Annotated in this window: 19 protein-coding genes and 1 pseudogene; 11 read left to right on the forward strand and 9 right to left on the reverse strand. The window is 40.6% G+C overall.

The window, feature by feature from the left end; all coding sequences use genetic code 11:
* Positions 1-2: 2 nt before the first annotated feature.
* Entirely contained in the window at positions 3-485 is a 483-nt protein-coding gene (locus ACTRWE_RS01645) for a putative 4-hydroxy-4-methyl-2-oxoglutarate aldolase (RefSeq protein WP_462879389.1), read from the reverse strand.
* Between the two features lie 256 nt (positions 486-741).
* On the opposite strand from ACTRWE_RS01645, the gene ACTRWE_RS01650 reads away from it, so the two are divergent.
* Positions 742-2,202 (forward strand): carbon starvation CstA family protein, encoded by a 1,461-nt coding sequence (locus tag ACTRWE_RS01650; protein ID WP_462879407.1) that lies wholly within the window; start codon positions 742-744, stop codon positions 2,200-2,202.
* 72 nt (positions 2,203-2,274) lie between these two features.
* On the opposite strand, the gene ACTRWE_RS01655 is transcribed toward ACTRWE_RS01650, so the two are convergent.
* On the reverse strand, positions 2,275-2,793 hold the full coding sequence (locus ACTRWE_RS01655) for a TetR/AcrR family transcriptional regulator (protein WP_013463009.1): 519 nt from the start codon (positions 2,791-2,793) through the stop codon (positions 2,275-2,277).
* Positions 2,794-2,970: 177 nt separating this feature from the next.
* Between ACTRWE_RS01655 and ACTRWE_RS01660 the strand changes: the two are divergent.
* From ACTRWE_RS01660 to ACTRWE_RS01670, 3 genes and pseudogenes are all read left to right on the forward strand, one after another.
* Positions 2,971-3,578, forward strand: a pseudogene (locus ACTRWE_RS01660) (glutathione S-transferase family protein).
* A 14-nt stretch (positions 3,579-3,592) separates the two neighbouring features.
* Positions 3,593-4,285 (forward strand): cupin domain-containing protein, encoded by a 693-nt coding sequence (locus ACTRWE_RS01665; RefSeq protein ID WP_427565601.1) that lies wholly within the window; start codon positions 3,593-3,595, stop codon positions 4,283-4,285.
* A 120-nt stretch (positions 4,286-4,405) separates the two neighbouring features.
* Positions 4,406-4,807 carry a SpoIIAA family protein gene (locus ACTRWE_RS01670; protein WP_013463012.1) on the forward strand — a complete coding sequence of 134 codons (402 nt, stop codon included), beginning with the start codon at positions 4,406-4,408 and terminating at the stop codon, positions 4,805-4,807.
* 197 nt (positions 4,808-5,004) lie between these two features.
* Here the strand turns inward: ACTRWE_RS01670 and ACTRWE_RS01675 are convergent, their stop codons facing one another.
* The 3 genes from ACTRWE_RS01675 to ACTRWE_RS01685 all read right to left on the reverse strand — a co-directional run bounded on the left by ACTRWE_RS01675 (position 5,005) and on the right by ACTRWE_RS01685 (position 9,881).
* Positions 5,005-5,949, reverse strand: a complete 945-nt coding sequence (locus ACTRWE_RS01675; RefSeq protein ID WP_462879390.1) for a carbohydrate kinase family protein — start codon at positions 5,947-5,949, stop codon at positions 5,005-5,007.
* Between the two features lie 125 nt (positions 5,950-6,074).
* Positions 6,075-8,468 carry a TonB-dependent siderophore receptor gene (locus tag ACTRWE_RS01680; protein ID WP_013463014.1) on the reverse strand — a complete coding sequence of 798 codons (2,394 nt, stop codon included), beginning with the start codon at positions 8,466-8,468 and terminating at the stop codon, positions 6,075-6,077.
* A gap of 183 nt (positions 8,469-8,651) precedes the next feature.
* Complete coding sequence (locus ACTRWE_RS01685; protein ID WP_024602703.1) at positions 8,652-9,881, reverse strand: MFS transporter; 1,230 nt, start codon at positions 9,879-9,881, stop codon at positions 8,652-8,654.
* Positions 9,882-10,056: 175 nt separating this feature from the next.
* Here ACTRWE_RS01685 and gtfA point away from each other — a divergent pair, with 175 nt between their 5' ends.
* Entirely contained in the window at positions 10,057-11,529 is a 1,473-nt protein-coding gene (gene gtfA, locus ACTRWE_RS01690; RefSeq protein WP_462879391.1) for a sucrose phosphorylase, read from the forward strand.
* A 73-nt stretch (positions 11,530-11,602) separates the two neighbouring features.
* Here gtfA and ACTRWE_RS01695 read toward each other — a convergent pair whose 3' ends face one another.
* The gene (locus tag ACTRWE_RS01695) at positions 11,603-12,634 is read right to left on the reverse strand and encodes a LacI family DNA-binding transcriptional regulator (RefSeq protein WP_016900594.1); all 1,032 of its coding nucleotides are present in this window, start codon (positions 12,632-12,634) and stop codon (positions 11,603-11,605) included.
* Between the two features lie 81 nt (positions 12,635-12,715).
* Complete coding sequence (locus ACTRWE_RS01700) at positions 12,716-13,609, reverse strand: AraC family transcriptional regulator (RefSeq protein WP_076921973.1); 894 nt, start codon at positions 13,607-13,609, stop codon at positions 12,716-12,718.
* Between the two features lie 192 nt (positions 13,610-13,801).
* On the opposite strand from ACTRWE_RS01700, the gene exaC reads away from it, so the two are divergent.
* The 6 genes from exaC to ACTRWE_RS01730 all read left to right on the forward strand — a co-directional run bounded on the left by exaC (position 13,802) and on the right by ACTRWE_RS01730 (position 19,130).
* Entirely contained in the window at positions 13,802-15,322 is a 1,521-nt protein-coding gene (exaC, locus tag ACTRWE_RS01705) for an acetaldehyde dehydrogenase ExaC (RefSeq protein WP_064663761.1), read from the forward strand.
* Positions 15,323-15,623: 301 nt separating this feature from the next.
* Positions 15,624-16,229, forward strand: coding sequence for a DUF998 domain-containing protein (locus ACTRWE_RS01710; RefSeq protein WP_462879392.1), 606 nt, complete (start codon positions 15,624-15,626; stop codon positions 16,227-16,229).
* A gap of 104 nt (positions 16,230-16,333) precedes the next feature.
* Positions 16,334-16,552 carry a hypothetical protein gene (locus ACTRWE_RS01715; RefSeq protein ID WP_024602708.1) on the forward strand — a complete coding sequence of 73 codons (219 nt, stop codon included), beginning with the start codon at positions 16,334-16,336 and terminating at the stop codon, positions 16,550-16,552.
* 62 nt (positions 16,553-16,614) lie between these two features.
* Complete coding sequence (locus ACTRWE_RS01720) at positions 16,615-17,142, forward strand: GNAT family N-acetyltransferase (RefSeq protein WP_076921975.1); 528 nt, start codon at positions 16,615-16,617, stop codon at positions 17,140-17,142.
* Between the two features lie 80 nt (positions 17,143-17,222).
* Positions 17,223-17,480, forward strand: a complete 258-nt coding sequence (locus ACTRWE_RS01725) for a hypothetical protein (protein ID WP_076921976.1) — start codon at positions 17,223-17,225, stop codon at positions 17,478-17,480.
* A 177-nt stretch (positions 17,481-17,657) separates the two neighbouring features.
* The gene (locus ACTRWE_RS01730; RefSeq protein WP_462879394.1) at positions 17,658-19,130 is read left to right on the forward strand and encodes a S41 family peptidase; all 1,473 of its coding nucleotides are present in this window, start codon (positions 17,658-17,660) and stop codon (positions 19,128-19,130) included.
* Between the two features lie 73 nt (positions 19,131-19,203).
* Here ACTRWE_RS01730 and ACTRWE_RS01735 read toward each other — a convergent pair whose 3' ends face one another.
* Both ACTRWE_RS01735 and ACTRWE_RS01740 read right to left on the reverse strand, forming a co-directional pair.
* Positions 19,204-22,197 (reverse strand): TonB-dependent receptor, encoded by a 2,994-nt coding sequence (locus tag ACTRWE_RS01735; RefSeq protein WP_462879395.1) that lies wholly within the window; start codon positions 22,195-22,197, stop codon positions 19,204-19,206.
* 74 nt (positions 22,198-22,271) lie between these two features.
* Complete coding sequence (locus ACTRWE_RS01740; RefSeq protein WP_076921978.1) at positions 22,272-24,929, reverse strand: glycoside hydrolase family 16 protein; 2,658 nt, start codon at positions 24,927-24,929, stop codon at positions 22,272-22,274.
* Positions 24,930-24,934: the final 5 nt, after the last annotated feature.

The following is a 24,934-nucleotide window of genomic DNA, read 5'->3' on the forward strand; positions in this document are numbered from 1 at the left end:
GGTTAAAACAACGCTTTAGAGCTAATTATTAAGCCGTTTACATCAGCATATACCCAATCACCGGTATTAATTGTGGTGTTTAACATATTAACCGGGTGATCTTTGGCACCTAAACCGCGCTTAGTGGTGCAGCGTGGCGTAGCGCCTAGTGCCATCACGGGTAAATCAAGCGTGGCAAGAATTTCAATATCGCGGCAGCAACCATTAATAATAATGCCTTGCCAGCCATTTTTTAGGGCTCGCTCTGCAATCATATCGCCAATGAAGGCAAAGCGCTTACTAGCAAAGCCATCCACAATCAACACTTTGCCTTCACCATTTTCATGTAATATGTTGCCAGCAAACGAGTTATCGTCTGGGCAGGTGACAGTCACTACTTGACCATAAAAGAGAGTTTTATTACCAAAGTGTTGCAAGCCACTGTCAGCGACTTGCACATGGTCGCGATGTTCATCGTATAAATCGGGCGTAGTAAACTGTGTCATTGAGGGCATCCTTGTTTTTTATAAAGCCACGTAGGCCAACGGCAGTACATTAAAAGTAGTAATAATGTTTATCGTAGGCTAATTAATCATTCAGGTGTAGCTATTGTTGTAAATTGGCGTATAGATTTTAGTCGCAATATAAGCACTTTTAACGTTTTTTTATAAGTAACTTATGCTGTTACTTAGTTTAATTTTTTTGAATAAATTTGATTTTGCCAGAGCATTAGCCAAACGTCTCATTGTTGCGTGCTTTTTCATCATCTTTTTTATTTGCCTAACTATTTTAATATTAGGCTATAAGTTTTATAGCCCGTTTGTTGAAAAGCAAGCGGGCATGGATTCAACGGTCGACACACCACAAAAACGCTTTAGCGAAGGTGTTGATTACGTTGCAATTCACCCTGTTCGTGCATTTTTGATTCAATTTTTAAATATAGCAGGCGTAGGCCCCATATTTGGCCCAATATTGGGTGCATTATATGGTCCGGTTGCGCTTGTATGGATTGTGCTTGGTAATGTTTTGGGTGGCGCTGTACACGACTTCTTCTCAGGAGTAATGAGTATAAAAGAAGACGGTAAAAGCTTACCGGAAATAGCAGGGCACTACTACAACGTTGTATTTAAAGGCTTTATGCTTATTTTTACTGCGATGCTACTATTTTTTGTTGGTGTTGTATTTATTATGAGCCCGGCAGGATTATTAAGTAACCTTGATATATTTAAGGATACAATATTTGCAAATAATACCTTTTGGGTTTTGGCTATTTTAGCTTACTACTTTTTAGCTACGTTATTACCCATTGATAAAATCATCACTAAGTTTTACCCTATTTTTGGTTTGTTAATGATTGTGATGACAGTAGCTATTGCGGTATCACTGCTAATAAACGCACCGCATTTACCAGTAGCGGGCGACTTTTTAGCATACTTTGAGGCCGATCACGCTCATGACTTCTTAGCACCAAATCCTGATGGACTGCCCACTTGGCCGCTGCTATTTATAACCATTACCTGTGGTGCTATTAGTGGTTTTCACTCAACACAGGCACCTATTATTGCCCGTTGTTTAACCAATGAAAAATACGTACGCCCAGTTTATTACGGTGCGATGATGTGTGAAGGCATTGTAGGTTGTGTATGGGCATTAGCGGGTATTGCTGCCTTCCCTGAAGGCTATGCGGGTTTAAAAGCTATGCTTGATTTAGGCGGTCCAGGTTTGGTGGTTAACCATATTGCAAACAGCTACTTAGGTGTATTTGGTGGTATTATGGCAATTATTGCTGTTGCTGTTTTCCCTATTACCTCAGGCGATACGGCGTTTCGTTCACTGCGCTTGACCGTGGTTGATGCGTTTAGTATTCCGCAAAGTTTACGTAATCGTTTATTGCTAGCAATCCCTATTTTAACCATTGCTTACTTTATGACTAAGCTCGATTTCTCTGTGATTTGGCGCTACTTCGCATTCTCAAATATGCTGCTTTCAACCAGTGTGTTGTGGCTTGCGACCAAGTATTTATTTGACCGTGGTACATTCCACTGGATCACTAGTATACCAGCAGTAATCGCTACAGCAGTGACCTTGTCATACATAATGACTGCGGCAATAGGGTTAAACTTATCAAGTGATTTAGGTAAACCGATTGGTGCAGTGGTGGCTGTTATAGGGTTTATTGTATTAGCTGTTGTGCATTCAAAGCATAAAGTGCGTACGGCTTAATAAATCGTAATCTCAAAAATGTAAAAGCGAGCCTTATAAAGGCTCGCTTTTTTTATACTTGATCGCCAATCGCTAAAAAGTGGCTTGTTCGAAGTAGCTGATATCATCTAGGGTTTTACTAATCATCATCGCCCCCTCTAATAAGCTCACTGTTTGTATTGCCGCGCGAGCAGGGTTTTTTTCACCATTCGCAGCGTGTGCTTGGGTTAACCAGGCTAAATTTTTATTAAAAAACCGCTGAACTTCAACCCGCACTTTATCAGGTAGGCTGTCGCTTTCTGCGCCGAGCAAGCCACATAAACACATTTTTTTATCAATCACGAGTGCATTTCTAAATAACTGAGTGTAAATATCAATAGGGTTTTTACCGTTTGCTTTGTGTGCCTCTGGTTCACCAAGTACAGCGATAAAGGCATCGGTATATTGATGCGCAAGCTCTGCACCTAAATCAGCTTTAGTTGGAAAGTGATAATGCACACTGGCACTTTTAATACCAATTTCATTGGCCAACTCTCTAAAGCTAAAATTGCTATAGCCACCAAGTCTAACTTTGTTTTCTGCTGCTTTTAACAGGGCTGCTTTTTTTGTCATTTTAAACTTCCTTCATATCGCTGCAAAAAATTATCAACCAGTAGGTAGTTATTTTCAAGCTCTTTTATTTTTAGTTTGCAAAGGTCGAGATCCTAATATAAATTACCTACCAGTAGGTAGGTAATTGTTCTTGCCAGTATTAGCTCAAACTGTGATTAAAAATATAAAGAGATAATTATGAAAATTTATGATGTAGAAAACTTTCCTAATCCATTACGTGTACGTATTGCGCTTGCTGAAAAAAGGCGACTGATAAAGTAGAGTTTGTTGCTGTCGATTTATAAATGGTGAGCACCGTACTGAGGCTTTTTTAGCTAAAAACCCCTTAGCAGGCGTACCTGTTTTAGAGCTAGATGATGGAACGTTTATAGCAGAATGCACCGCGATTACTGAATATATTGATACCGCTTTTGCTGGCCCTTCATTAACAGGTGTTGAGGCAAAAGAACGCGCGGTGATTAATATGATGCAAAAGCGTGCGGAGTCAATGGTACTTGATGCTGTAGCCACTTACTTTCATCATGCTTAGGCCCAGCGCTTGAAACCTATCAAAATGTTGCTTGGGGAGAAAAGCAAGGTGAAAAAGCGCGCCAAGGCTTTGTTTATTTTAATAGCGTATTAGCTAACTCTGCTTATGTTGCTGGTGAGAATTCAGTGTTGCAGATATTACTTTGTACGCCGGTCTGGTGTTTGCAGGCTTTGCAAAAATAGCTATTCCTAGTGAGCTATCACATTTAATAGCATGGCAAGAAAAGGTCGCTCAGCGTCCAAGTATTGCTGTTTAGATATGGAGTCAAATATGAAAATTGCAGCTGATTTTAGCGAACGTGTTGTTGTACATAGCGAATCGTTAGAATGGATAGCCTCACCGATGGCGGGTGTTGATAGGCGTCCACTTGATAGAGTGGGCAATGAGGTTGCACGCGCAACCAGCATTGTACGTTATGCGCCAAACAGCCATTTTTCTGCCCATACACATACCGGCGGTGAAGAATTTATTGTGCTTGAAGGTGTTTTTCAAGATGAACATGGTGATTTCCCCAAGGGCTCTTATATTCGCAATCCGCCTGAGTCAAAACATACACCAAGCTCTGAAAACGGGTGCGTTATATTTGTGAAATTATGGCAGTTTCAGCCAGAGGATAGAGAGCATGTTCGCTTGCAAACTAATACCATGTGCAGTGTTCCTCACCCTGAGTTTAGTAATGTAAATGTAGTTTCTCTTTATAAAGATGCCTTTGAAGAGGTGAGTATTTTTGCATTTGCACCTAACAGTGAAATATCGTTAAACGCCTTAGGTGGGGGCGAGCTTTTAGTTCTTGAAGGCTCGCTTGAAGAGCAGGGCGATACATTAGTAAAGCACAGCTGGTTAAGAGTGCCGCCTAACAGCGAAATTAAAGCAACAGCAGGCAGTGAAGGAGCCAGAGTGTGGCTTAAAATCGGTCATTTAACAGATGTTGAAAACCAAATAGCACGGCTTAAAAATGCATAATTAAGCATTTAATTAAAATGGGCACAATAAAAGTGATGTGCCTGTTTTTTGAACTACTTCACTATTGGTTAATAAGCTATCATCTATACTTGATGCTCATATTATTGTGGAGTTCGGGTTATGGTAAATTTAACACACGGCTTATCTATTGGTATTGAGCGCTCTGGTTGCGAGTTTTTTTTAACCTTAAAAGCTATAGGTACACTCACTCACAAAGATTATGAGGTGATCACGCCGATGATTGACTCTGCGCTTGGCGAAGTTAAACATCCTATTGTTAATGTACTCATAGATGGTACTGAGCTTGATGGCTGGGAACTTAGAGCTGCATGGGATGATTTAAAACTTGGCTTAAAGCATAACAAAGAATTTAAAAAAATAGCCATATACGGCAACAAAGACTGGCAATCAACCATCGCTAAATTAGGCAGTTGGTTTGTATCAGGTGAAATTCAATACTTTGAGAACGCCACTGCGGCTTTAGAATGGTTAAAAAGTAATGATGAAGAAGCGGATGCTTAAATAAAGGCCATAATCGGCCTTTATTTTTAAAGTATTTATACCAATTCGCTTAATTAAGTGATCTATTTTGAGGCTGGAAAAACGTGTTGATAGCTAGGCAAAAAAATTGCTATTTAGTTGTTCTAAATGAGAATTTTTTAACGCAGATAGCGACACGTTTAGCCTCGTAAATGATTAAGTATTATTGCGGATTGGTATTATACCTCTTGAAGTGTAGGTAATGCGGGAAATGCCCCCTTGGCTAAGCAGGCTTTAGAGCCACAACGCAAACCAAAACTTAAAGCGTGTTTTATTAGGTGCTCATTATTAATTTTTTCGATGAGCGAGCTATTTTCATCGGTGTGATTTAAATAATATAACACGCCTGCAATAAACGCATCACCGGCACTGGTAGTATCCACAGCATTAATGATTGGCGCCGATTCATTTAATATAAACCCTTTATGGTAAACCGTTGCCGGTGCAGGGCCATCGGTTAAAAATACCAACTTTACACCTATATTTAAAATAGACTGTAAGTAATCATCAGGTGATTGCTGTGTTTGCTCAGCTAAAAAGTTCAGCTCATCACGCGATAGCTTAACAATGTCGCAATAGGCATAACACGCGTGTACATTGTGTTCAATGTCATTGCTATTTTGCCACAAGCTATAGCGTAAATTTACATCAAAGCTAACGAGTTTATGGTTGTTTTTAGCCAGCTTTAAAGCACACACGGTGGTATTTGCAATGGCTGGATTGGTTAACGTGTTGGAACAAAAGTGTAGGGTACTCAATTCATCCCATTTAATATGGCTTAAGTGATCACTCGTTAACAGTAAATCAGCCGTATTGTGGCGATAAAAATTAAAGCTGCGTTCACCGGTTTCATCTAAACTCACAATAACCACGGCCGTTTGAGAGTCTTTAATCGTAAATAAGTACTCTGTACTTACTTTATATTGCTCAAGCGATTTACTTAATTGTTTAGCAAAGTAGTCATCACCCATACCGCCACAAAAAGCAGCCTTGCCGCCTAACTTTGCATAACCTACCGCTACATTGGCAGGGGCACCTCCTGCAATGGGCAAATAAGCACTGTTTTGAGAATCTTGTGGCAGCATATCAATAAGTAGCTCGCCGAGGCTAAGTAATTTGGTCATAGTGTAAATCCTAAAAAACCCAGCAGAGCTAGGTCAAAATTCAAGGGAGAATTATTAAAACTAATTAAAGTTAGTGTAACAATCGCTGAAAAACATAGCTTCAGCGTTTGTTACACTAAAGATGGTTAGTTAAACGCGTATTTAAGCGTTATTGATGTTGTGCGGCCATTAATAGTACGGGCGCGAATAATGTTATTATCTGGAATTGAGCCTTCTTCAGCTTCTGTAATACCTACCGTATCGAATAAGTTATTTACATTAAGTGCAATATTAAGGTTTTCAGATAAATCGTAACTTACAAAGCCATTTACTTGAGTGTAGCCGTCAAATTTAAGGTCGTTATTGTCTTGAGCGTAAGCATCAGTAGTACCAATAAAGTTGACACCGGCAGCACCTTTATCAAAGCTATAACGAGCCATTAAAGAGTAGATTAAATCAGCTTGGCGGCGTGGCGTATTACCTACCACTTCAGGTGTAAGTGCATCCTTAGCAATTTCTGCATCAGTCCATGTTAAGTTACCACGAAAATCCCATGCATCGATGAAGTAAGTTGATTCAATTTCAATCCCTTTTGCTTCGTACTCACGGTCAAAAAAGGTTTGCGATGTTGCTTCAAAGTTTTGCTCTTCTGTTTCTGCATAAAACGCTGTTGCAAAAACTGAGAGTGAATCAAAACGTTTTTTAACCCCAAATTCATACTGGTTTACTTCATCAACGGCATCTTCATCAGCAACCGAACCGTCAGCGCGTACTTTACCAAATAAAAGTCGGTCAGCATTTGCGCGGCCACCTTTACTCAGTCTTGCAAATGTCGCAAGGCTTGAATCTATTTGGTAGTTAGCCCCAATTGAATAGGATGCATAATCCCAATCGTAATTTACTGGGCTAGCATTTGCGGTATCAATGCCTGCTACATTTTGTTCAGGAACTGAAATCACTCCATCGCGATTCATATCGACCGTTGAGGTAACGGCACCTGCATAGTTGCCGCGTGCTTCACCACTATCGTAACGAGCACTGGCATCGATACTTACATCACCCACTTTTGTTGAAAATGAAACGTACGGGGCGCGGGTATCGTATTCTGTATCGTAATCACGCTGACAACAGTTACCCCAAAAAGGCGTTCCGTATGCATATAAACCATTTTCAGAAAACGCTGTACCATCAGCAGCTGTTACATTTAGTAGCGCCGCATTATCGCCCTTAAGCTCCATTAGGTAAGAGTTCCATAACCATGACATAGCAATATTTTGCGTTGAAGCATAGTAACCAAACGTAACGCTTGTATCATCGCTTAGTGATTTAGTTAGTTTGAAGTCGTTCACAATAGAGTCAAAGTCGTTCATTGTGACGTCAAACGTATGAATACGCATGGCTAAATCGTCATTAAATGCAGCTCCGGTATTTGCATTACTAAGCGTTGCACCTGCGCCGCCAATACTTTGTGCAATAGCAGTCGCGCTGCCTACTTCAGCAGGAATAAGTGAATTAAAGTTACCGCTAACAGAGGATTTACGAAAACGGTTTTCAATACGCCAATCGTTATCTAAGTCAAATACAGCTTCAAAACCCACTGAGTCAACTTGCGGGTTCATGCCATCGCGAATATCGCCGCTACTAATTTGATTTTCGCCATTTAAACGCACTGTTTTAGTAAATAATGCTGAATGCGGGGTATCTGATTGTGCGTCAAACCCTGGGATTGAGTCACCATTTGCATACATTGGCATTGGTAAGTAACCCACGCTTTTGTCATCTAAATGTTTGTAATAAAGACGCACGTAACCGTTTTCAAAGTCTTTGGTAAGGTTGGCTTTAATTTGCCCACCTTTATTTGATGTGTAACCTGTTTCACGCGGGCCTTCACCTTGGCGCACAAAACCACCTACATGAAAACGTACGCTATCACTAAGGTAAGTGCCGTATTCAAAGTCTGTACGAATAGTGTCGTAATCAAGGCCCAGTGTTGTAGAAACACTGCCTGATTCGTTTTCACCATTTTTAGATATAAAGTTAATTATGCCGCCCGGTGCATTACTTGCTGCAGTCGAGGCCGAACCACCACGAATTGATTCGATAGTTTGTACGGTATTATCTAGGCGCATAAATATATCAGCGTTACCAAAAGCAATATCACCGTATTGCATAACGGGTAAACCGTCTTCTTGTAATTGTAAAAACTTAGCACCACCAGAGGCCACAGGTAAGCCGCGTACAGCAATGTTTGCGTTACCTTCACCGCCGGTTGATTCTGAGCGTACGCCCGGAATAATTCTAAACGCTTCAGCAGTTGAACGCGGTGTAGATACTTCAACTTGAGCAAGCGATAAACTGCTCACTGATGAGCTAGATGCCATAATGGTTGTACGACGTGGTACACCAGTTACAACGATAGTCTCAAGACCTTTGTTAGCTTGCGCTTGTGTGTTTTGCTCTTCTTGTTGTGCATAAACGCCTTGGCTTACAGCCAACGCTAAAGCACTCATTAAATATAAAGGTGTGTTGTGTGTTGTCATGTGAACGCCTCGTTTTGTGAGCCCCTCGTTTTGTGAGCCCGAAGGGGGTTGTTATCTTTACTTAATCGATTAAGTAAAAATAACAAATCTTTTACAATAAGCAAATTATTTTATTCTTTATTTGCTGTTTTTTTACTCATCTATTGATTTATATAGTGTTTTTTTAGCCCCCAATTTGTTGATTTACTCAGTTATTAGGTTGCTCTCTTGTAAAGCGCAGGCTGATGGGTCACGGAAATAGTTAAACAGCATCGCTAAAAATAAAATAATGGCAAAGCCGGTTGCAAGGTAAAAACCATAACGTACATGACCAAAGTAATCGCTGATCATACCCATAAATAAAGGCGCTAATGCGGCTGAAAGTGCAGTGAAAAATAATATAACCCCAGCAACTGCACCATGTTGTTGTACCGGGAAGCACGATATTCCTTTGGAGTTTAAGGTCGGGTAAACCATCGACATAAATAACCCTGAAAGCGGCAATAAACCAACAGCCCAATCAACGCCACCGACTAAAGTACCCACATAACACAATGCGATACCTAAACTTAAGTAAGCCATAACACCTTGCCAGCTATAGCGGTTTAATAACCACACAGCAATAAAACGCCCTGCGGCACGCAGTATAAAAAATATGGTGAGTGCATAGGTTGCCAAAAGGGGCCAAGAGCCTGTGTAGTCTTTTAACAGCGTCGGCATCCATACGTAAATGGCAACCTCGGTTGCAACATAAAGCGCAATGGCGAGCGAAAAGCCAAGCGCGTAGGGGTTTTTAATCATTTTCATGGTAGTAGCAAGTGAAGCGGGCTTTTCAGTGCTTTTAACAACGCTCGGATACTCTGCACGCCACGCTAAAAACGCTAAAATTAGGCACATAATACCGGCAATAATATATAAATAAGTCCAACTTACATTTTGTACCAGTAATACACCAACAAGTGCAGGTCCAACAATGGCACCAATACCAAAAAAGCCTTCCACTTTGTTCATGGTTTTAGTGTGCTCTGCGTTGCTATGAGAAATATCGCCTAATAACGCCAAAGCGCCGGTTTTAAATAAGCCAATAGCTAAACCAATACAGCAAAGCAAAAAAACAAAAAATATAAAGCTGCTACTAATGGCGAATAAAAAGCAACTCGCAGAAAATATTAATAACCCAAGCATAATCGTTTTTTTACGCCCGAGGCTATCGGCTAAAAAGCCTAAAAATAATCCGCTAAAGGCAATGAGTGCCATAGGCGCATAGTGGAATGCGCTGGCTTGGGTCATGCTTAAACCAAATTCAGTTATGAGCTCGGGAATGATCATGCCAACGGCATCGGAGGTCATGGCAAACATAAAAAACATCATATATGTGAGCCAGCGAATTTGTTGCAACGGATCGCTGCTTACGTGTGTGTGTGATTTTGTCATGTGCTTTTCCTCGTTAAATGCGTTCTTAACACTCAGTAAGTCAGTCAGTTACTGATTATAGTATTAATGTCGCCACGATATTTGTATGTAAAATTTATAAAAATAACTTGTAAATTCGTACGTGCTAGTTAAAGATATATCTTAATCGATTAAGTTTCAACATGGTAATCACACAATGATGAAGAATAAAGTTCAATTGATCACATACGCTGATCGAATTACTGGCCAAGATATAAATGCACTTACCACTCTTTTACATGGCCCATTAGAGGGCGTTTTTGGTGGTGTGCACTTATTGCCATTTTATAACCCAATTGATGGCAGCGATGCAGGCTTTGACCCGATTGATCATAGTGAAGTTGATTCTCGAATCGGTACTTGGGACGACATAAAGGCACTCGGTAAAGACCATGATTTAATGGCTGATCTAATAGTGAACCATGTGTCGGCGCAATCTTTTCAGTTTCAAGATGTACTGGCTAAAGGTAAAGCGTCAGCATTTTGGGATTTATTTTTAACCAAAGAAGACGTGTTTCCCAGTGGTATGAGCGAGGCTGAGCAGCAAGCTATTTACCGTCCACGCCCAGGCAGTTGTTTTACGCCAATGAAATGCGGTGATGGTCAAACATATGATTTTTGGACAACTTTTACCGACAATCAAATTGATATAAACGTAAAAGTAGAGGCGGGAATTGCGTATTTAAATAATGTACTTACTAAGTTCTCTGCTAACAACGTTAATATTATTCGTTTAGATGCAGCGGGTTATGCTATTAAGCAGGCGGGTACTAATTGTTTTATGCTAGATGAAACGTTTGGCTACTTAGATAACTTATCAAAGCAAGCCAACGATTTAGGCATGGAAACCATTGCAGAAATTCATAGCCATTATCAAACACAAGTAGATGTAGCTAAGCGCGTTAATATGGTTTATGACTTTGCGTTGCCACCACTAATTCTACATAGCTTGTTTAATAACAATGCGGATGCATTACTTAAATGGCTAAAAATATCGCCGCGTAACTGTTTAACGGTACTTGATACGCATGATGGCATAGGCATTATTGATGCAGGCCCAATGGGTGAAAAACCAGGCTTATTAAATGCAGAGCAAATTGATAACCTAGTAGAAACCATGCATGCAAATAGTAACAATCAAAGCCGCCAAGCAACAGGCGCGGCTGCCAGTAATGTCGATTTATATCAAGTAAACTGTACTTATTACAATGCATTAGGTGCTAATGATTTTGACTATTTACTGTCGCGCGCAATTCAATTTTTTGCGCCAGGTGTACCGCAAGTTTATTACGGCGGCTTATTTGCCTGTGAAAACGATATGGAACTGTTAGCAAAAACCAATGTTGGCCGTGATATAAATCGCCCATATTTGAACGCGGCTAAAATAGAGCAAGCCCTTAATAAACCGGTAGTAAAAGGGCTGATAGAGCTAATTAAAATGCGTAATGAACATCCCGCATTTGCAGGTGAATTTTCGGCTCAAGGCGGCGCAAGTGTTTGTTGTTTAATGTGGAAGCTTGAACAACAATCAATTTCATTGAGGATTGACTTTGCAAGCCGTACTGCACTTATTACGCAGGTTAATGGCACTCAAGAAAGCACTCTAAACTTACAAAGTTTATTGGCTTAAATAGCTTTATTTGTTGAAAACCAAAAGCCAAGCAGCCTCTGTTTGGCTTTTTTATTTGCTTTATTAGCAGTGCTTAGCTACTTGCACCAATATCGAGTGCGTAACCTACTTCATATTGTTTTTCTTCTTTAGAAATAAATAAGTTAGCAGCCATAACGCCCTTTTCTTGGCTATTTTGATGAATTGTAGTGAGGCGAGGTACAAAACGAGCGGCTTCTTCTATGCCATCAAACCCCACAATACGCAGCTCACTGCCTATTTTTATCCCTTGTTTTATGGCTTCTCGCATGGTGGCAAGGGCAATTAAATCGCTCATGCATATAATCACGTTAGGGCGAGGGGAGGCTGTTAATACCTCTTTTGCGGCAATATTTGCAAAGCGCTCACTGCTTTCAGGAATATTCCAAATGCGGTCGTCGGCAACCGTTATATTAGCCTCACTTAAGGCGCGTTGATAACCACGCAAACGTTGATGCGAAATAGATTGGCCAGTTTCAAATTCGTGATGTTCGTATACTCGGCACAATACATTTTCATCAAGTAATCTTAAGCCTAATATAGCCACTTTATCATCTTGATTATGTAAAACATGTTTGGCTATTTCATAACTGGCTTGCTCGTTATTAACATTAATTGAGGCGTTACGGGCAATGTCAAAATCAACCGTCACCACATGTTTGGAGACTGTTTTTAGTTGCTCTACTAGTGCTTTATTGCGCGGGCGACCATAACAAATAAAACCATCGACAAAATCAACAACGCTGTTGAGGTTGTCACTATTGCCTGAAAACAATAAAACATTAATATTGTTTTTTTCAAGTACCGAGGTTACTCCCCGCATAAAACTGCTCGCAACAGGGTCTGATACCATGTATTCCACGCTATCGGGAAGGACTAATGCAACAATATTAAAGGTGCCACTTCGCAAAGACTGCGCCGCTTTATTAGGGCCATAATACCCCAGCTCTTTGCACGCTTTAAGTATGGCTTCGCGGCGTTTAGCAGAGAGTTGATCAGGGCGATTAAACGCATTTGATACCGTAGCATTAGACACACCTAATTCTTTGGCAATACTCTTTAATGTCCAGCGGGTGGGTTTACTCATCGGTGACTCATTACTACTTACAACATTGCAAACAATCTAGCATATTAGGCTGTTTAATATAACAAAAACTGTTGTGTTAGGTTAGTGGCGACACGCTTTTGGTGCAATACCAAAAGTTTGCTTAAATAAACGGCTAAAATGACTGGCGCTATTAAAACCCAGGTCGTAGCACACCTTGCTTATAGCGTGGCCTTCTAATAAAAGCGTACGGGCCTTTTTAAGCCTAAGTTGTTGTTGCCAAAGCGCAGGGCTTGTACCAAAAGCAAGTTTAAACTGCTGATAAAACTTACTACGGCTCATACAGGTTATTTTGCAAAGGGTGTTTATGTCGAGGTTTTCGTTTAAATGCTCTTCAATATAATGCAGTGCATCACTCACGTTACTTTTTAGGCGCAGCTTGTCACAGTTGGCCAGCAATAAATCACGGCTTTGCTGTTGTAATAAACGGGTGATCAATTCGTTTAACGATAAATCAATTAAGTAGTGTCGCTCAGCGCCCTGCTCACTAAATAAATGCACCATGCGCTCTAATAACTGCTGAGTTTGCGTATTATGTTGGGTATGCACTAAATTAGGGGTGTATTCAAACAAGGTATCACTAGCAAAGCTTTGCTGCATATTAAGCGCATTAGCCACATTGGTTATTTTATCGGTGCTTATTTCAATGGCTAAACAGGTGGTGGGTGCGTTTAAGGATGCATGCGGAAAATCAATTAGTACGCCTTGCTCGGGTGCTAATACAAACGATTCATGTGGTAAAAACGCTTTGTGGTATTGACTGCTCTCAACATGCATTATTTTTTTACCACTGAGCATGGCACAAAACAGTAATTCGTTTGAGTGCAACGCCACTTTTTGCGCACTTTTATAGGTATCGTAAATACTTAGCTCAGAGTTATCGGCAGCAAAGGTCACTTTGTTTTCAATCAGTACATCAAGTTGTTGGCGTTTTTTATTTAACTGAGATGTGTGCATGTTCAGCCTTTTTTAATCGTTATAGAGCGTTTTTAATGTGGACTCACAGACAACTTTTTTGGACAGCTAAGCAAGTTTTTAAGCGCTTAATGGTCTAATGTCAATCAATACCGATTAAATATAAAGCAAGTTGCTACATTACTCTAACAAATTTCGGCTTAGACTTTTAGCTAACAACAAGAGAACACACATATGATTTATGCAAACCCAGGTTCAGCAGACGCACTCGTCACATTTAAACAGCAGTATGGTAATTACATTGGCGGCGAGTGGGTTGCCCCTGTCAACGGCCAGTACTTTGATAATATAAGCCCAGTTAATGGCAAGGTATTTTGTAAAGTACCGCGCTCAGATAAAGACGATATAAACCTTGCACTCGACAAAGCCCATGCAGTAAAAACCCAGTGGGGCACTACCTCAGTCGCCGAGCGCAGCAATATACTATTAAAAATTGCCGACCGTATTGAACAAAACTTGGAGCTACTTGCAGTGGCCGAAACATGGGATAATGGCAAAGCGATTCGCGAAACCCTCGCCGCTGATATTCCACTGGCCGCCGATCACTTTCGTTACTTTGCAGGCTGCCTTCGTGCTCAAGAGGGCAGTATTGGCGAGATAGACGAAACCACGGTAGCGTATCATTTTCATGAGCCTCTAGGCGTTGTAGGGCAAATTATTCCGTGGAACTTCCCATTATTAATGGCCGCTTGGAAACTTGCGCCTGCGCTTGCAGCAGGTAACTGTGTAATATTAAAACCCGCAGAGCAAACACCCGCCTCAATCTTAGTGTTGATGGAAATTATTGGCGATTTACTGCCAGGGGGTGTTTTAAATGTGGTAAACGGCTTTGGTAAAGAAGCAGGTGAAGCACTGGCAACCAGTACACGCATTGCTAAAATTGCCTTTACAGGCTCAACTCCTGTGGGCTCACATATTTTAAAATGTGCAGCCGAGAATATTATTCCATCAACGGTAGAGCTTGGGGGGAAATCACCTAATATTTTCTTTAGCGATGTTATGGAAAAAGACGACTCATACCTAGATAAAGCGATTGAAGGCGCCATTCTTGCTTACTTTAACCAAGGTGAAGTATGTACCTGTCCATCACGCTTGTTCATTCAAGAAGATATTTATGAGCAATTTATAGAACGTATTTTAAAACGTACTAAACAAATTAAACGTGGCAACCCGCTTGATAGTGAAACCATGGTAGGCGCACAAGCCTCTAAAGCGCAGTTTGATAAAATTTTAAGCTACATTGAAATTGGTAAAGAAGAAGGTGCTGAAGTATTAACTGGCGGCCATGTTGAGCAATTAAGCGACGAGCTAAACGGCGGGTATTACATTCAACCCACACTGCTAAAAGGGCGTAATGACATGCGTGTTTTCCAAGAAGAAATTTTTGGCCCCGTTATTTCAATGTCGACCTTTAAAGACGAAGCCGAAGCACTTGAGCTGGCTAACAGCTCAGAATTTGGTTTAGGCGCAGGGGTATGGAGTCGTAATATGAACCGCGCTTATCACTTTGGTCGCAAAATAGAAGCAGGCCGCGTATGGACCAATTGTTACCATATGTACCCAGCGCACGCTGCGTTTGGCGGTTATAAAAAGTCTGGTATAGGCCGCGAAACTCACAAACTCGCGCTTGATCATTACCAACAAACCAAAAACTTGCTAGTAAGCTACAGCGAAGATCCGCTCGGCTTCTTTTAATAACGCGTTTTAGTTTAAACAAACAACCTATAAGTAATGAAAGCGCTGCATTATTGCAGCGCTTTGTTTTTTAAAACTAATACCGATAGCATTTGATTAGTGGTTAATTATAATGATAAAGAAATGATTTATTAATGAGGCGCTGGGTTGAAAAAGTAGATTAAAGGTTCTAGCTCAGGGCTGTTATGACTAGGTTTCAGGCTGTTTGTACAAGCTCACAGCTCGTCACTCGAAGCCGGCTCATTTTCTCCTCTGCGTTCAAAAAGGCTTTAATGAATTAATCACAAAAAGGATTATGGTGATGTTTGAAACGATTGCGATTTATTCAGGGTTAATAGCCACATTATGGATATTCATTGGTGTTTATGTAGCAAGTCGGTTTTATGAAGGTTACAGTCATTCTAAACAATTTTGTAGTGAATTAGGTGCAACGGGAAGCCCAACTGAAAAACTGTCACCGCTAATTAATAATTATCCTTTAGGTTTTCTATTTTGCTTTTTTGGCTGGTATTTGGCGCAATTGGCTAATGTTTCTATATTGGTTAATATTGTTGGTTGGTTAGTTATAGTGCATGGTATTGGTACCTGGGTTGCGGGTTATTTTCCTATGGATGCTGACCCATTTACTAAACATCCAACTTTTAGCTGCAAGGTTCACTCTTGGGCTGGTTTCATTATGTTGCTTTCGCTGGTTTTAGCACCAATATTAATAGCGATCAGTCCAACCACAGAAATTACTCCTTTATACTTTCGTGTTTTTTCAATTATTTCTGTTATCGCTACTGTTTATTATCTGTTTGCTATGGCTAAAGCGGTTAAGCTTCAAAGTAATCCAGGTACCTATCAACGTATCTCTTATGGTATCCAATTAAGTTGGTTAAGTGTTTTTTCAATAGTGTTAATGTAATTTTAAACTAATTTAAATCGTCTTCAATAATTTAGAGACTTAACTCACTAACGACTATGATTTATTTCAGCTTATTATTTGGCGCCACAACTCAAGGAAGGCTCATGAATATAAACCACGCTAAATTCCGTTTTATTTTACTAAAAGGTGTTCTAGGCTGGGGAATTCCTACAGCTATTTTATTTCAATTAATTATGTACTTTACAGGTGAGCAAGATTTTTTTGATGGAATCATTTCATCTTTAATAATATTTCCTTTAGTAGGCATATTATTTGGATACTTTTTGTGGCATTCGAAATATAAAAAAGAGCGAAATAACTGAGATAACAACCTTAATCACTTGGTTTGTTGAAATTTTTTAGCTTTGATAACAAGAAGGTTTGAGTGAAAATTTGTGAAACCCAAAGGTTGGTTATCCGGCCATTCTCAATTGATGATGTGCCGGCATTAAGTGAAATTCTTAGTGACGATGAAGTGATGAAATATTCAATTCGTGGTGTATGCGATGAAGCCGCAACTCGTGATTTTATAAAGTGGTGTTTACAATGCTACGATTCATATGGTTTGGGCTCATGGGCATTAATAGATAAACATAGCGATTTGCTCATTGGGTTTTGTGGCGTTTCTCCACAAAGTTTCGCGGGTAACGAAGAGCCTAATTTAGGGTATCGATTAGCGGTCGATTTTTGGAATAAAGGATTAGCCTGCGAAGCGGCTAAAGGTGTTTTAAAGTATGTGTTTACTCAAACTACTCATCAATCCGTCGTTGTTATTATTGAACCTGAGCATATTGCGTCATTAAAAGTAGCAAAGAAAATTGGCTTTACAGACTACAGTACTCATGAATTTCATGGTCGTACCGTACAGTTATATCGATTAACTAAGTCGCAGTGGAGTAACTCACTTGTTTAAATAATACTATGTAGGTAGTAAGCTGAAAGAATAGTTAGTGTTGATTTGTTAAATATCAGTTTTTAAAAAGAAAATTTTTAATGGATATAGATTCTCATATAGTTCAACTTGAAAAAAACAACCGAAAGTTATTTAGTGCATCTCATTATTTGGGACTTACGATAGCGATGGCTGCTATTGTTTTGTTGTTAATGTTTTATTTCAGCCCATTGATAGGGCTTGCTTGTTCAGGTTTTGCTGCTTTCTTTTTGAACTTTTTCTATTCACAGTATAGCTTTAGAAAACTCAATGCCCGCATAACACTACTGCAAACCAAAATTGAACAAACATCTAAGTAAGCTGTTGCTCTAAATTAAAGCCAGTTCATTTTAAATCTTACTCGTTGTTAGCTGCTTTTAATGTTGCTAAGTTAATGCTGTAAAAATAATTTGCTGATAGTTATTTGATTTAAGGTATTTTTAGTTCCACCAAATGAGTTTACAGTAATTATATAACCTAATTTAAAATGGATTTTCATGAACATAAAAACAAAAATAGTTAGCCGTACTTTATTGAGTGCTTTATTAATTACGCCTACCTTGAGCATGGCAGAATTAGCAGTTACTCCTCAAACACCAGAGCAATGGCGCAGTGTTACTGATCGTGATATTGAAGCTGCTTACAGTATTTCGGCAAAAAACCACCCCGGTATGTTTGATGTTAACAACCCAGTCTTTCCTGAGCTATTAAAGCAAGCAAAAGCAGAAGCACTTGCACTGTCGGCTAAAGCGAGCGGGCCGCAGGTTCATGTTGCGGCAATTGCGCGTTTTAGTACTGTGCTACAAGATGGTCATGCAGGTGTGTTTTCAAGCGTTGAACGACCTGCTCGTCGTTGGCCTGGTTTTAGTGCCGTTTGGCGGGGTGATGCATTAAAAGTGTATTACAGTGAAACAGATAATATAAATAAAGGTGATGTGATAAGTGGATGCGATGGGCAAAGTACCGAGACGTTAATGCGACAAAGAGTGTTTAAATTTCATGGACAGGTTACACAACCTGGGCATTGGTGGCTGCAAGGTTGGCGGTTACTAATTGATGAGGGCAACCCATTTTTAACACCTCTAAAAGAATGTCAATTTATTAAAGCTAATGGGCAAGCTTACAGTAAAACCCTTGATTGGTCTGTTCGGCCAAAGAGTGTAAGTAAGCATTTAACACATTCCTATAATGGGGATGAGCTTACAACCGATTTAACTTGGCCTGCGCAAAACATAGCGTGGATTGCTATGCCCAGTTTTGCAAATAACGATAAGCAAACTCATGATTACAATAACCTGTATAAAAAAGTGACTGATCAACGTACTAAGTTACTCAGTGCAAAAACGGTGGTTTTAGATCTTCGCCACAACCAAGGTGGCTCGTCGTATTGGAGCTTAAAGCTTGCAAAAGCGCTGTGGGGCGAGCAAGTTGTTGAACAAAAAATGGACAGCTACTCACAAAATAGCCGAGTTTGGTGGAGAGCGTCAAAAGATAATACTAACCATGTTAAATCATTAATTGAAGTGTTGAAAGATCAACCTAAAGCACAAAAAGAATTTAAAGAAATAGCTGCAGGTATGGCGCAGTCACTTGAAAACAATAAGCTATTTTACATCGAAGAGCCGCAAAGTAAATCAAACCAAAGCGAAAGTACGGTACCAGTAAGTGACTTTAAAACACAGGTTTTTGTTATTGTGCCGCCACAGTGTGCAAGTGCGTGTCTTGATGCCATTGATGTATTTAAGCAGTTTTCAAACACTCAGTTATTTGGCGCGCCAAGCAGTGCTGACTCACTGTATATGGATGTTCGATTAGCTGAGTTACCCTCAGGTTTAGGTAAAGTGATAGTGCCTAATAAAGTGTATGTGAATAGAGCAAGAGGAAAGGGCGATTATTATAAACCCGATATTGCCTATAACGATATTGATTGGACAACCGATAAGCTATTAGAAAAAATTAAACAGTTATAAAAAAAGCCGCTCAATGAGCGGCTTTGACTTTTCAACTATAAGGGGTAATCAAAAACTGTATTTGGGCAATGTATTAATTGCCCATAGAGTATCTAACGCCAAAGGCATAACGAGGGCCGTATTGAGCCGCGCTTAAGAACTGACTTTCGAAGCGACTGAATGAACGCTCGGTTTCGTTGGTTAAGTTCACACCTTCAAAGAATACCGTTGTGCTTTCGTTAACTTCGTAGTTCACACTAATATCCCACTGTAAGTACTCTTCTGCGTATTGTGGAGGAGCCGTAGCACCTGAGTCAGGTAAACCTTGCGCAATTAAGTACTCATCACGCCATGCACCGGTAATTTTCACCGATAAGCCATCTTTTTCGTAAAAGCCTTGTATGTTTGCAGAATCACTTAAACCAGCTAATACTGCTTGAGAGGCAAGGTAGTAGTTATCGTACTCTACATCACCATCAACAACGGTGGCATTAAAGCCTGCCCCAAAGCCTGAGTCGCCAAACAAGTGCTGAACAGCAAATTCAAAACCGTTTACTTTACGTGAACCAACGTTTTCAGGTGAATTGATGGTCCATTCAATCAGCGGATCAGTCGCTGGATCTGGTAATATACGGTTGTTTTCACCAATGCCTACGCCATTAGCTACAATTTCATTGTAAATTGCAGTGTCAGTTGCTTGCTCTCCACGACCTTCAATGGCGGCTACTGCATTGTTCCAACGCTCACCTAAATACACATCATGTAAACCTTCAAAGGTAGTTTTTACCTGGGTGTTATCAATCCAATTATCTACGTCTTTCCAAAATAGACCGACAGCAGCGTAACTGCCTTCGCTGTAATAATACTCAAGGCTTAAATCTAGATTAGTTGATTTAAATGGCTCTAAGTTTGGATTACCACGGCTACCACTTCTTGAATTTAATTTAGGTGATGGTGTTAAAGCTAAGTTACCTAACATATCGCCAAGAGTTGGTCTGGTGATTGTTTGTCCCCATGATGCGCGGGTTACTAAGTCATCCGTAAGATCGACTTTAATATCAATCATAGGAAGTAGTAAGTCGTATTGTCCTTCATAGTCTACTTCAACTAATTCGCCACCAGCGGCAAATTGAGTTAACCACTCTGAACCGCCTGCCCAGTAAACTTGTTCCGCTACACGACTTTTTGCTGGGCTGACAATATCAGTTTCTTCATAACGAAGACCTAAGTTTACAAATACGTCGTAGTCGCTAACGTTAAATACCCAGTTGCTAGAAAGGTAAACACTAATGGTTTCTTCTTCTACTTCGTTAGTTGGGAAGTTATCAAAGCTACCAATTCGGTAATAATCACTACCAATTACGTCTTCGGTCAAATAAGCACTTTGACGAGCAAATGCTTCATCAAGGTCATAAGTGTAAGCATAACCTGGCGCTACGCCGTTAGGACCAAATGAAAATTCATCAAGGAATCCGCTTAAATCAACCCTTTCGAACATCGCATCTGGGAAAATTTCAGCGAATGTACCGTTGTTAAAGCCAGGTGCATTGGCGTTATTAGAGCCGCCCCAACCACTGAGTGTTTGTTTAGTGTAAGCCGCACCAAATTTAACGGTTTCAAGACCAATATCTGTATAAGTAAATAATTTACCGTCTAATTGTACTTGAGAAACTTTTGACTCACCTGGTGTTCTGGTAAAAATACTGAAGTTAGAACCAATTTGATTTGGACTTACTTCTTGTGTGCCGTTGTTCCAATTAATATTAAAACCCGGTACATCGCCTTCGCGGAAAAAGTATTCTTTAGTAGATAGCTCTGCTGAGCCCAAAATAATACGGGCATTAGAGTTTAAGCCAGGATCTTTGCCATTATCTGTTGTGGTTTTTGAAGTATGGGCATCAAAGTTAAAACTAAGGTTTTCTGTTGCTAACCATTCAACATTAATACCGGTTGCTTTTGAGTCTACCTCGGCAGTTTCACGAAATGCCGTGAATGAGGCATCATCACCGGCTGAGTTATAGTAAATAGCGGTGCCATTTTCATCTAGCTCATAGGCATTACCATTACCACCAAACGACCCATTCCAAATACCCCACGATAACGAGTTATTACCTGTTGTTGCATTTGAGATTGTGTGATCTAGTGTAAACGTTAAGTTATCTGTTGGTGCAAACTGAAAAGTGGCTTGCGCGTTTAAACGTTCACGCTGAATGTCGTCTTTTGCAAAGCTGACTTCTTGTGGGAAGAAAGCGGCAGATACAAATTCACCACTCTCCCCAGCGTTAGGGTCGAAAAACTGCTTCGCTGGATTGCCATCAGCATCCATTGGGCGGTTATCAATTATGTTTTCAGGATCAACCGATAGGTTAGGGTTGACTAACCAAGAGCGCACATTGGCTGCTTGGCGCTGAAAATCACGACGGTGGTAAGAAAAGTTAGCTGAAAAACCAAACATTTCGTCAGCAAACGTGTTGCTGTAAATACCTGCTACTTCAGGAGTAACCTCATCACCTTCTTCTACCGATGTATCGTGAATACCTTTAGCCATTAATGAAAATCGTTGACCCGGCTTCTGTAGAGGTTTAGCGGTAACAATATTTACAGTTGCACCAAGGCCACCTGTTGGTGTATCTGCACGCGCTGTTTTCATAACTTCAAGTGAGCTTACACCCTCCGATGATAAGTTCTCAAAGTTAAATGAGCGTGTAAAGCCTGTGCCCGCCATTTGACGGCCGTTAAGTGTTACAAGGTTAAATGATGGGCCAAAACCACGTACGGTAATTTGGCTACCTTCACCGTTTGAGCGACTTACTGATACACCCGTAATACGTTGTAGCGATTCAGCTAAGTTAGTATCTGGAAATTTACCCATTTCTTCAGCAGAAATGGCATCGACCACGCCTGATGCGTCACGTTTTACATCCATCGAACGGATTAATGAACCACGAATACCTTTTACTTCAATAACTTCTAGTTCAGGTTCGGCAGTATTTTCTTGCGCAGCGTAAGCGAAGTTAAATGTGCTTGCAGCGATGATAAGTGACACAGAAGCCGCTAGTGGGCTTTTTTTAAACTTATTTGTGTTCATAATTGCTCTGCTTTTACTTAATTTATTACGGTAAGTAGGTACTTGTAATTTAGTACCTACCACTGAATTAGGGTTTATGGGTTAGCGATAACCACATTGTCGATACGATAAACTGCACCGTCACCTGTTCCCCACGCTGGGAACATCATCAGTACATTGATATCGCTAATGTCTAAACCTGCATCAAATAATGATTGCAACGTAAACGTGTATGTTTGCCACTGTCCAATAACAGGTACTTCACCTTCAACGCTTTGTTCAAGAGGAAGCTCTACCGCCGTTGCTGCACCTGTTGACTCAATTTTAAATGTCCACACTGAGTCAGGATCATTTGGTGGTGTCACCATTTTCATTTCAAATTGCACAACACCATTTGCTAATATTGCTGATGCATCAAAAGAAACACCTTCGTCAGCTAAAAAGCCCATTACTGTTGGTGTAGCACCAATAACAAACTCAGCCACTGTGCCGTGTTCAGCATCGTCAGTTTCTTCAGTCGGTGTAGAGCCACCACAACAGTCCCAAATACTCCACATATCTGCGGCTGTATCTTGGAAAATAGTGATTTCATCGCCTGCTGATGCACTCGGATCGTACATTTTAGCGTTATCAACACGGTAAACCGCACCTTCACCTGTGCCCCATGCTGGGAATATCATCACTACATCAATGGCACTTACATCTAAACCGGCGCCCGCTAAGTCAGCGAATGTAAAAGTGTAAGTTTTCCACTCACCAGCAACGGGTGCATCGCCAGCATCGGTTAATGGAAGCTCTACCGCTGTATCGCCTTCATTAGATTCAATCTTCATTGTCCAAATAGCTGCTGGATCATTTGGATTTGACATTACTTTTACATCAAACTGTAGTACACCATTTTCTAAAATACTTGTTGCATCAAATGGTTTACCACTACCACCGGCTGAGGTGCGAGTGTTGAAACCCATTACAGTGGGGGCAACGCCAATGCTAAACTCTGCTGTTAAACCGTGTTCTTCATCGTCCATTGCTTCAATTGGTGTTGAACCGCCACAACAATCCCACATTGGCCAATCTAAGTTTTGTCCGTCTGTGAATAGGTCTACAGATGGTGATTCACCAACATCGCCTTCAATAGCCACATTGGTAATTAAGTACTCAGCGCCTTCACCTGTTTGCCATGTAGGAAATACCATTAATACATCAATGGCACTTAAATCTAAGCCTCTTTCTTGTAGTAAAGAAAGTGGGAATGTATAGGTTTGCCATTGGCCAGTAACAGGGGTTACACCTTCATTACTATCGCTAAGGGCTACATCGCCGGTATTAGGACCACCATCACCCGCTTCAGCTTTTAATAACCAAGTAGTTGAAGATGTTGGCGGGGTTACTACTTTCATATCAAAGGTGAGTCGACCATTTAAATCAAGTAGAGGTGATGCATCAAATGGAGATGAAGTGCCAGTAAAATCATCTGGGAAGTGACCACCGCGGGTAGAAAACCCAAGCACAGTCCCGTTATTATCGTTAATGTTAAACTTAATTACCTCGCCTTTGTCAGCATCGGTAATGGTTTCTGGTGTGGTTCCACCGCAACAATCCCATGCGATCCAGTTGGCATTTAAGCTGCCATCAAAAATATCAAGATTCTTTGCAACACCATCACTTGGCGGGGTAGGTACAGGGGCTTTACCTTCAACAAGTGCATCTTCTAAGTTGTCGTAACCTGGGCGGACTGTTTCACAGCCTTTACCTGTGGTTGGGTTAGAGGCACATTCGTAAACACGCACGTAATCAATCTCAAAGCTTTGACCTTCTGCAAATGCTGCAGCGTCAACGCCTAAGTTATTTACGTTTTCAGGCCAATCACCACCAACAGCATTGTTTAATATAAGATAAAAGTCTTTATCAAATGGGGCATTATCCCAATGCGTTGTTAGCTCGCCGCTACCTTGTTCAAAGTATTCAGCAAACCAGCCTTTGTGCTTTAAGCCAACGGGTTCGTCTTTTGAATTGTAACGAACTTCAGAGCGACGTTGAGTGGCGTATAAATAGCCATCTACGTACCAGCGAATTTCGCCTTCTTGCCATTCAATTGCGTAAGTATGAAAATCGTCTGCAGGATTCATCCCTTCAGGGAATGTATACGCTTTACCTGAACTTGAGTTATTTGGCCATTCACGGCCATAGTGAAGTGTGCCATGAATATTAGCTTCAACGGTGCCATCTTCAGCAACTGTTTTTAAATTTACCGCTTCTAAAATATCAATTTCGCCAGAGCGCGGCCAAGTACCATATTCTTCATCGGTTGGCATCATCCAAAAAGCTGGCCAGCTACCTTGACCCGAAGGCAGCTTTGCACGCATCTCAAAGCGGCCATAAGTAAAGTCTGCGTTGTAACGGGTGTTTAAACGGGCTGATGTGTATGTTTTTTCTGCGCCTTCTTCAGCAGGTAAGGCGACTATGTTTAGTACACCGTCTTTTATAAAGGCGTTTTCTTCACTGTCGGTGTAACATTGTTTTTCGTTGTTACCACCGCCAGCGCAGTTTAGTTCAAAGTTCCACTTGTTAGTATCAATACTAGTGCTGTCAAACTCATCGTTCCATACCATACGCCAGTCAGAGACTGGTTCAGTAGGGCTTACTTTTTCAATATCTGTAGTAGTGGTTGCTGCGTCACCACCACAACCCGCCAGAGATGCTAATGAAATAGCAGCCAAAAGGCGAGTAATGCGTGTTGTTTCAATGTTCATAACTG

Source organism: Pseudoalteromonas sp. G5_S1_54_S4, from assembly GCF_054968565.1.

Excerpts from the sequence above, each read along its gene's own strand:
- ACTRWE_RS01645 (WP_462879389.1), bottom strand. The coding sequence starts at position 485 with ATGACACAGTTTACTACGCCCGATTTATACGATGAACATCGCGACCAT.
- ACTRWE_RS01655 (WP_013463009.1), bottom strand. The coding sequence starts at position 2,793 with ATGACAAAAAAAGCAGCCCTGTTAAAAGCAGCAGAAAACAAAGTTAGA.
- ACTRWE_RS01665 (WP_427565601.1), top strand. The coding sequence starts at position 3,593 with ATGAAAATTGCAGCTGATTTTAGCGAACGTGTTGTTGTACATAGCGAA.
- ACTRWE_RS01670 (WP_013463012.1), top strand. The coding sequence starts at position 4,406 with ATGGTAAATTTAACACACGGCTTATCTATTGGTATTGAGCGCTCTGGT.
- ACTRWE_RS01675 (WP_462879390.1), bottom strand. The coding sequence starts at position 5,949 with ATGACCAAATTACTTAGCCTCGGCGAGCTACTTATTGATATGCTGCCA.
- ACTRWE_RS01680 (WP_013463014.1), bottom strand. The coding sequence starts at position 8,468 with ATGACAACACACAACACACCTTTATATTTAATGAGTGCTTTAGCGTTG.
- ACTRWE_RS01685 (WP_024602703.1), bottom strand. The coding sequence starts at position 9,881 with ATGACAAAATCACACACACACGTAAGCAGCGATCCGTTGCAACAAATT.
- gtfA (WP_462879391.1), top strand. The coding sequence starts at position 10,057 with ATGATGAAGAATAAAGTTCAATTGATCACATACGCTGATCGAATTACT.
- ACTRWE_RS01695 (WP_016900594.1), bottom strand. The coding sequence starts at position 12,634 with ATGAGTAAACCCACCCGCTGGACATTAAAGAGTATTGCCAAAGAATTA.
- ACTRWE_RS01700 (WP_076921973.1), bottom strand. The coding sequence starts at position 13,609 with ATGCACACATCTCAGTTAAATAAAAAACGCCAACAACTTGATGTACTG.
- exaC (WP_064663761.1), top strand. The coding sequence starts at position 13,802 with ATGATTTATGCAAACCCAGGTTCAGCAGACGCACTCGTCACATTTAAA.
- ACTRWE_RS01710 (WP_462879392.1), top strand. The coding sequence starts at position 15,624 with ATGTTTGAAACGATTGCGATTTATTCAGGGTTAATAGCCACATTATGG.
- ACTRWE_RS01715 (WP_024602708.1), top strand. The coding sequence starts at position 16,334 with ATGAATATAAACCACGCTAAATTCCGTTTTATTTTACTAAAAGGTGTT.
- ACTRWE_RS01725 (WP_076921976.1), top strand. The coding sequence starts at position 17,223 with ATGGATATAGATTCTCATATAGTTCAACTTGAAAAAAACAACCGAAAG.
- ACTRWE_RS01730 (WP_462879394.1), top strand. The coding sequence starts at position 17,658 with ATGAACATAAAAACAAAAATAGTTAGCCGTACTTTATTGAGTGCTTTA.
- ACTRWE_RS01735 (WP_462879395.1), bottom strand. The coding sequence starts at position 22,197 with ATGAACACAAATAAGTTTAAAAAAAGCCCACTAGCGGCTTCTGTGTCA.
- ACTRWE_RS01740 (WP_076921978.1), bottom strand. The coding sequence starts at position 24,929 with ATGAACATTGAAACAACACGCATTACTCGCCTTTTGGCTGCTATTTCA.